Consider the following 6,000-nt stretch of genomic DNA (forward strand, 5'->3'; position numbering starts at 1 on the left):
CGTCGGGACGTCCCCGGGGAGGTCGGTCAGGGGCGTTCGCCGGGCTCGTCGACGATCGCGGCGGCCGTCCTGACCTGCTCGTACTGCAGGGTGCCGCTCTTGACGACGAGGTCGCCGCCGTCATCGCCTTCGAGGGTCCGGTCGCCGACCGTGACGGAGCGCTCGCCCAGGTAGCGGTAGGTCTCCGGGTCCAGCAGGACCTCCTGCCGCACCCAGCCCTCCCGCGCGGTCAGCCCGAGGGTGACCGCCGGGCGCCCGGCGGCGTCCACGGTGCCCTCGGTGGCGGTGACACCGGGGATCCGCCGCATCGCCCCGAAGATCGCCGCCTCGACCTGCGGCGGGTGCAGGTTCTCGGCGAGGATCGTGATGAGGGTGCCGAACGCGAGTTCGTCCGGCTGGCCGGGCATCGCGCCGATCTTGCGGAGCAGCGCGTCCGGGTCGGTCGGCAGCGGGTCGAACCGGGACGCGCGCGGCTTCCCCTCCGAGGCGGGCGGCTCGGTGAGCTTCCCGTCCCGGTACGCGGCGTACTGGTGCTTCCCGTCGACCCGCCGCCACAGTTCCCAGGACTTCGTCTCGTACGGCCCGCCGGTGACGGCGCCGGACGCTTCGGCCGCGCCCTTCATCCGGACCTTGGTGTAGAGCCACTGCTCGGGGCCGGGCGCGGTGTACGGGCGGGCGGCGGCGGCCGCGACGGCGCCGTCGAGGATCTCGGAGGCGTGCGCGACCGAGCCGACGGCCGGGACGGGGGCGGGGGGCCGCCCGTCGTCGGTGGAGACGACCACCACTCCGGCGGTCGCGGCGGCGGCCAGGGCGCCGGCCGCCGCGAGGCGGACGGCGAGGCGCGGGAACCGGCGCGCGGACCGGCGGGCCCGCGCGGGCGCGTCGGCGGGCGACGCAGCGGTGATGTCGGCGAGCAGGGCCCGCGCGGCGGGCCGGTCCGCGTACCCGGCGAGGTCGCCGTCGCGCACCCGGGCCAGGGTGCGCACCAGCTCGTCGGCGGGGTCGTGTGCGGGACGGTCGGTGGGACGGGACGTCATGTCAGCGGCCTCCGTTGGCGGTGAGGGGCGCGGTGTCGAACCCGGCGGAGTGCAGGCGGCGGGACAGCCGCTTGCGGGCCCGGTGCAGCCGGACGCGGGCGGTCCCGGCGGAGCAGCCGAGGACGGCGGCGACCTCGGCGTGGCCGAGGCCCTCCCAGGCGACCAGGCGGAGCAGTTCGCGGTCGCTCTCGGACAGGCCCGCGAACGCCTGCGCGACGGCGGACGTGTCGACGAACTCGTCCGCCGCGGCGGCGAGCTCGTCGCGGAGTTCCGGGTGCAGGGGCGCGGTGCGCTTCCGGCGCCGCGCCTCCTTCTCCCAGTGCCGGGCGAGCACGCGGCGCGCGACGCCGTACAGCCACAGCCGCGCGGCGTCGCCCTCCGGGACGTCGTCCAGCCGCCGCCACGCGACGGTGAAGATCTCCGCGACGACGTCGGCGGCGTCGTCCGGGGAAGTGCAGCGCCGCAGGACGTAGCCGAGGATCGGCTCGTACAGCGCGGTGTAGACGGCCTCGAACCGGGCTTTCCGCCCGGCCGTCCTCGGGTCATCCATCGGCGGCCCGGTGGTGCTCGTGACGCATGCGGCTCTCCTCGAGTCGGTTCGCCCCATACGTGCGGGGAGGGGTGCCGGCGTTACACCCGGCGCGGTTGAATGGGTGCGTGGCGAAGGCGTGCGCGTGCGGAAGCGGGATCGGGTACCGGCGGTGCTGCGGGCGGTTCCACCGGGGCGAGGCGGCCGCGGCGACGGCCGAGGAGCTGATGCGGTCGCGGTACAGCGCGTTCGCCGAGCACGACGCGGACTACCTGCTGCGGACGTGGCATCCGGCGACGCGCCCCGGGCGGATCGACTTCGATCCGGGGACGCGCTGGACGGGCCTGGAGATCGTCCGGACCGAGGCGGGCGGGCCGGCGGACGCGCGGGGCGTCGTCGAGTTCCGCGCCCGGTACGCGTCCGGCGGGGAGGCCGGGGAGATGCACGAGGTCAGCCGGTTCGTCCGCGACGGCGACGCGTGGGTCTACGTGCGCGGGAAGGCCGGCTGAGCGGCCCACCGCTCCCCGCGTCACCCTCCCGTCTCGGTGTCGAACCGCTCGCGTGCGGCCTCCACGGCGGGCATGGTGGCGGTGCTCCAGCCGAGGAGCGCGTCGATCAGGTCCTGGAGCGTCTTCCCCAGCGGAGAGATGCGGTACTCGACGGCGAGCGGCCGGGTGCCGACGACGACCCGTTCGACCATCCCGTTGCGTTCGAGGCGCCGCAGCGACGCGGTGAGCGACTTCTGCGTGACGACCGGGATGGCGCGGCGCAGCTCGTTGAAGCGCAGGGACCGCTCGCACAGTTCGTCGAGCACCTGCAGCGACCACTTGTCGAGCACCTGGTCGAGCAGTTCGCGGTGCTGCGCGGTGATCTGGGGGCGGTCTGCCCCGGGCCGGGCGGTTTCCTTCATGACACCTGGTCTCGTTGAAGTTCCCTTCGGACACCAAGTACACCTTGGATACCGCTAATCGGCAACCGGAAGGGATCTCCCATGAGCGTGCGGCTGCTCACCCCCGAGGGCATGTTCCAGCCCGTCCCCTACCACCACGTCTCGGTCTCCACGGGCACCCGCCAGGTGCACGTGGCCGGGCAGATCGCGCGCGACGCGGAGGGGCGGCCCGTCGCGACCGGCGACCTCGCCGGGCAGGTCGTCCAGGCCATGCGCAACACCGCGCGCGGCCTCGCCGGCGCCGGGGCCGGTTTCACCGACGTCGTCCGCCTCCGGTTCTTCGTCGCGGGCTACCGCCCGGAGATGATGGACGCCTTCATGGCGGGCATCGAGCGCGTCGCCGCGGAGGTGGGGCTGCCGCGGCCGTGGCCGCCCGTGTCGGTCATCGGGGTGGACTACCTGTTCGAGCCCGACGTGCTGGTCGAGGTCGAGGCGTTCGCCGTCCTCGACTGACCGGCGGAGACCTCGGTGATCGCGCCGTCCGCCAGCCGCAGCACGCGGTCGGCCTCGCCCAGCAGCGCCGGGTCGTGGGTCGCGACGATGACGGTCACGCCCTCGCTCGCGACGATCGCGCGCAGCAGCGGCATGAGGGCGGCGGCGGTCTCGGAGTCGAGCTGCCCGGTGGGCTCGTCGGCCAGCAGCAGCCGCGGCCGGTTCGCGAGGGCGCGGGCGACCGCGACGCGCTGCCGCTGCCCGCCGGACAGCTCGTGCGGGCGCTGCTCCGCGTGGTCGGCCAGCCCCACCAGCCCGAGCAGGACGCGGACGCGCTCGTCCCGTTCGGCGGGCGGGGTGCGGGTGAGCCGGAGCGGCACCTCGATGTTCTCGGCGGCCGACAGCACGGGCAGCAGGCCGTGCGACTGGAACACGAACCCGATGACGTCGCGGCGGAGGGTCAGCAGGGCGTCCTCGGGGAGCGCGCCGACGTCGCGGCCGGCGACGCGGACGGTGCCGCCGTCGGGCGCGTCGAGGCCGCCGATCAGGTTGAGCAGCGTGGTCTTGCCGGACCCGGACCGCCCGGTGACCGCGACGAACTCGGCGGGCGCGACGGTGAGGGACGCGCCGCGCAGCGCCGGGACCTCGACGCGCCCGGTGCGGTAGGTCCGGACGAGGCCGCGGGCCTCGACCATCGGCCCGCCCGCCGGTTCGGCCGCCGGGTCGGCCGTCGGTTCGCTGGCCGGTTCACTCATCGGCTCCCCCGTTCGCGGTCTCGGCGCCGTCCGGCCAGACGCCGACGTGGTCGGTCTCCAGCGCGAGCCGGACGCGGTCGCGCATGCCCAGCGCCGCCGTGAAGCCCTTCGGGAGCTGCACGCGCCCGGCCCGGTCGAGCAGCGCGTACTCCTCGTCGGTCCGGACGCCGTCGGCGCCGGTGCGGCGCCGGACCTCGCTGCTCGTCCGCCCGTCCCGGATCCCGACCGTGCGGTCGACGCGCTCGGACACCTGGGCGTCGTGGGTGACGACGACGGTCGTGGTGCCGAACTCGGCGTTGACGCGGCGGAGCGCGTCGAACACCTCGCCCGCGGTGCCGGTGTCGAGCTCCCCGGTGGGCTCGTCGGCGAGCACGACGTGCGGCTCGTTCGCGACGGCGACGGCGATCGCGACCCGCTGCCGCTGGCCGCCGGACAGCTCGGCGGGCCGCCGCTCGGCGCAGTCGCCGACGCCGAGCATGCCGAGCAGCTCCGCGGCGCGGGTCGTCCGGTCGCGGCGGCGCCGCCCGGCGAACCGCATCGGCAGCTCGACGTTCTGCGCGGCGGTCAGGTACGGGAGGAGGTTGCGGCCGGTCTGCTGCCACACGAACCCGACCTGCCCGCGGCGGAAGCGGAGCCGCTCTTTGGACGTCATGGTGAGCAGGTCGGCCCCGGCGACGCGGGCGACCCCGGCGGTCGGGACGTCCAGCCCGGACAGGATGTTCAGCAGCGTCGACTTCCCGGACCCGGACGCCCCGACGATCGCGATCAGCTCGCCCGGGTCGACGAGCAGGTCGAGGCCCTGCAGCGCGACGACCTCGATGCCGTCGGTCTTGTAGATGCGGACGAGGCCGTCGCAGACGATGTGGGCGCCGGCGCCGAACTCCGGGCCCCGGTCGACGGCCCGGCGTTCGAGTTCGGCCAGATCGGGTGCGTCGGTCATGTCGGTCGGTCCCCCGTTCTCGGGACGGCGCCGGTCCGCGCGTCGAAGGCGCGGTCGACGAGGACGGCCGCCGCGGCGGCGGCCAGCAGGGCGGCGAGCAGCCCGAGCACGGCGGCGGCGCTCGGGAGGCCGGCGGTGGCGGCGATCCCGCTCGTGTAGGGGCGCAGGTCGACGACGGGCCCGGTGATGCCGGGCAGCAGCAGCCCGAGCGCCCACCCGGCGCCGACCGCGCACAGCAGCACCGGGGCGATCTCGACGAGCGCGAGGGCGCGGCCCTGCCGCCGGCTCAGCCCGAGGACGCGCAGCCGGGCGACGGTCTCGGCCCGGGCGCGGGCGCCGACGACGAGGACGAGCAGCACGGTGAGCAGCCCGAACGCGGCGGCGATGAGCGCGCCGCCCGCGAAGGTGCGGTGGACGACGGTGACCAGCGGCGCGTCCGTCATGACGTGCAGGACGTCGCGGCGCAGTTCGACGCCGGTGCCGTCCGCGGCGGCGCGGAGGGCGGCGGCGTCGAGGCCGGTCCCGGCGACGAAGTAGTCGGCGGCGGCCCCGCCGGCGGTGACGGCGTCGAACGGGACGATCGCGAACGCGCTCCCGGCCGTCTGCCCGGGGAAGCGCTCGATGCGCCCGGCGGCGGTGACGCGGACGGGGTCGAGGCCGTACCGGCCGAGCGTCACGGGTCCGGGGCCGGCGATGTCCGCGGCGGCCGGGGACAGCAGCGCCCGGGACGTCCCGGGCGCCGCGGGCACGCCGGGCACGGCGGGCGCGAGGTCGCGGTAGGCGTCGAGGTCGACGGCGATCAGCGTGATGGGGGCGGGGTCGTCGGGGGTGGTGACGTCCGGGACGATCCGGGCGGGCACGACGCCGGTGACGCCGTCGACGCGGCGGAGCCTTTCCGCGGCGTCGGAGCGGAACCGGTCGGCGGACACCCGCGCGTCCGCGCCGACCCGGGACCAGGCGGCGCGGTCCTGGGCGCGCTGCAGCCCGGCGTCGACGGTCGCGGTGAACCCGGCCGTCGCGGCGGCGAGCAGCAGCACGGCGAGCGGCAGCGCGCCGATCGCGCCCTGCCGGGCGGCGCGGGCGACGCCGAGGAACGCGACCGCGCCGGACCGGCGGCGCAGCAGCGGCCCGGCGGCGCGCAGCAGGTACGGGTAGCCGCGCAGGACGAGCGCGCCGAGCGCGGCGCCGAGCAGCACGGGCACGGCGGCGACCAGCGGGTCGGCGCCCGCCGCCGCGCCCGCGTCCGCGCCGCGCCGCCGCAGCAGCACGACGCCGATGGCGGCGAGCGCGACGAGCAGGCCGTCCAGGACGAGCCGCCGCCGGGACGGGCGGACCGCCGCCAGGTCGGCGCGGCCGCC

Annotated in this window: 8 protein-coding genes; 2 read left to right on the plus strand and 6 right to left on the minus strand. The window is 76.7% G+C overall.

From position 1 onward, the window contains the following. Positions 1-26 precede the first annotated feature (26 nt). Together H505_RS0112895 and H505_RS0112900 are read right to left on the minus strand one after the other, a co-directional pair. Complete coding sequence (locus H505_RS0112895) at positions 27-1,037, minus strand: CU044_5270 family protein (protein ID WP_026402327.1); 1,011 nt, start codon at positions 1,035-1,037, stop codon at positions 27-29. A gap of 1 nt (position 1,038) precedes the next feature. Next, positions 1,039-1,587, minus strand: coding sequence for an RNA polymerase sigma factor (locus H505_RS0112900; RefSeq protein ID WP_026402328.1), 549 nt, complete (start codon positions 1,585-1,587; stop codon positions 1,039-1,041). 107 nt (positions 1,588-1,694) lie between these two features. Between H505_RS0112900 and H505_RS0112905 the strand changes: the two genes are divergently transcribed. Further along, positions 1,695-2,075 (plus strand): YchJ family protein, encoded by a 381-nt coding sequence (locus H505_RS0112905; RefSeq protein WP_026402329.1) that lies wholly within the window; start codon positions 1,695-1,697, stop codon positions 2,073-2,075. 20 nt (positions 2,076-2,095) lie between these two features. On the opposite strand, the gene H505_RS0112910 is transcribed toward H505_RS0112905, so the two are convergent. Then, a complete protein-coding gene (locus tag H505_RS0112910; protein ID WP_026402330.1) occupies positions 2,096-2,476 on the minus strand; it encodes a winged helix-turn-helix transcriptional regulator in 381 nt (126 codons plus the stop codon). Between the two features lie 81 nt (positions 2,477-2,557). Here H505_RS0112910 and H505_RS0112915 point away from each other — a divergent pair, with 81 nt between their 5' ends. Continuing rightward, positions 2,558-2,968 carry a RidA family protein gene (locus H505_RS0112915; protein ID WP_026402331.1) on the plus strand — a complete coding sequence of 137 codons (411 nt, stop codon included), beginning with the start codon at positions 2,558-2,560 and terminating at the stop codon, positions 2,966-2,968. On the opposite strand, the gene H505_RS41540 is transcribed toward H505_RS0112915, so the two are convergent. From H505_RS41540 to H505_RS50585, 3 genes are all read right to left on the minus strand, one after another. Beyond that, a complete protein-coding gene (locus tag H505_RS41540) occupies positions 2,911-3,702 on the minus strand; it encodes an ABC transporter ATP-binding protein (protein WP_051300602.1) in 792 nt (263 codons plus the stop codon). The genes H505_RS0112915 and H505_RS41540 overlap by 58 nt on opposite strands. Further along, positions 3,695-4,642 carry an ABC transporter ATP-binding protein gene (locus H505_RS0112925; protein ID WP_026402332.1) on the minus strand — a complete coding sequence of 316 codons (948 nt, stop codon included), beginning with the start codon at positions 4,640-4,642 and terminating at the stop codon, positions 3,695-3,697. Before H505_RS0112925 ends, H505_RS41540 begins: the two co-directional genes overlap by 8 nt. After that, positions 4,639-6,000, minus strand: a 1,362-nt coding sequence (locus H505_RS50585; RefSeq protein WP_026402333.1) for an FtsX-like permease family protein, incomplete at its 5' end; no start/stop codon positions are given. The genes H505_RS0112925 and H505_RS50585, both read right to left, overlap by 4 nt.

Origin of the sequence: Actinomadura rifamycini DSM 43936, from assembly GCF_000425065.1 — a bacterium.
GTDB classification, from domain to species: Bacteria; Actinomycetota; Actinomycetes; order Streptosporangiales; family Streptosporangiaceae; genus Spirillospora; species Spirillospora rifamycini.

Coding starts and splice junctions, on each gene's coding strand:
- H505_RS0112900 (WP_026402328.1), bottom strand. CDS start 1,587: ATGGATGACCCGAGGACGGCCGGGCGGAAAGCCCGGTTCGAGGCCGTC.
- H505_RS0112915 (WP_026402331.1), top strand. CDS start 2,558: ATGAGCGTGCGGCTGCTCACCCCCGAGGGCATGTTCCAGCCCGTCCCC.
- H505_RS41540 (WP_051300602.1), bottom strand. CDS start 3,702: ATGAGTGAACCGGCCAGCGAACCGACGGCCGACCCGGCGGCCGAACCG.
- H505_RS0112910 (WP_026402330.1), bottom strand. CDS start 2,476: ATGAAGGAAACCGCCCGGCCCGGGGCAGACCGCCCCCAGATCACCGCG.
- H505_RS0112895 (WP_026402327.1), bottom strand. CDS start 1,037: ATGACGTCCCGTCCCACCGACCGTCCCGCACACGACCCCGCCGACGAG.
- H505_RS0112925 (WP_026402332.1), bottom strand. CDS start 4,642: ATGACCGACGCACCCGATCTGGCCGAACTCGAACGCCGGGCCGTCGAC.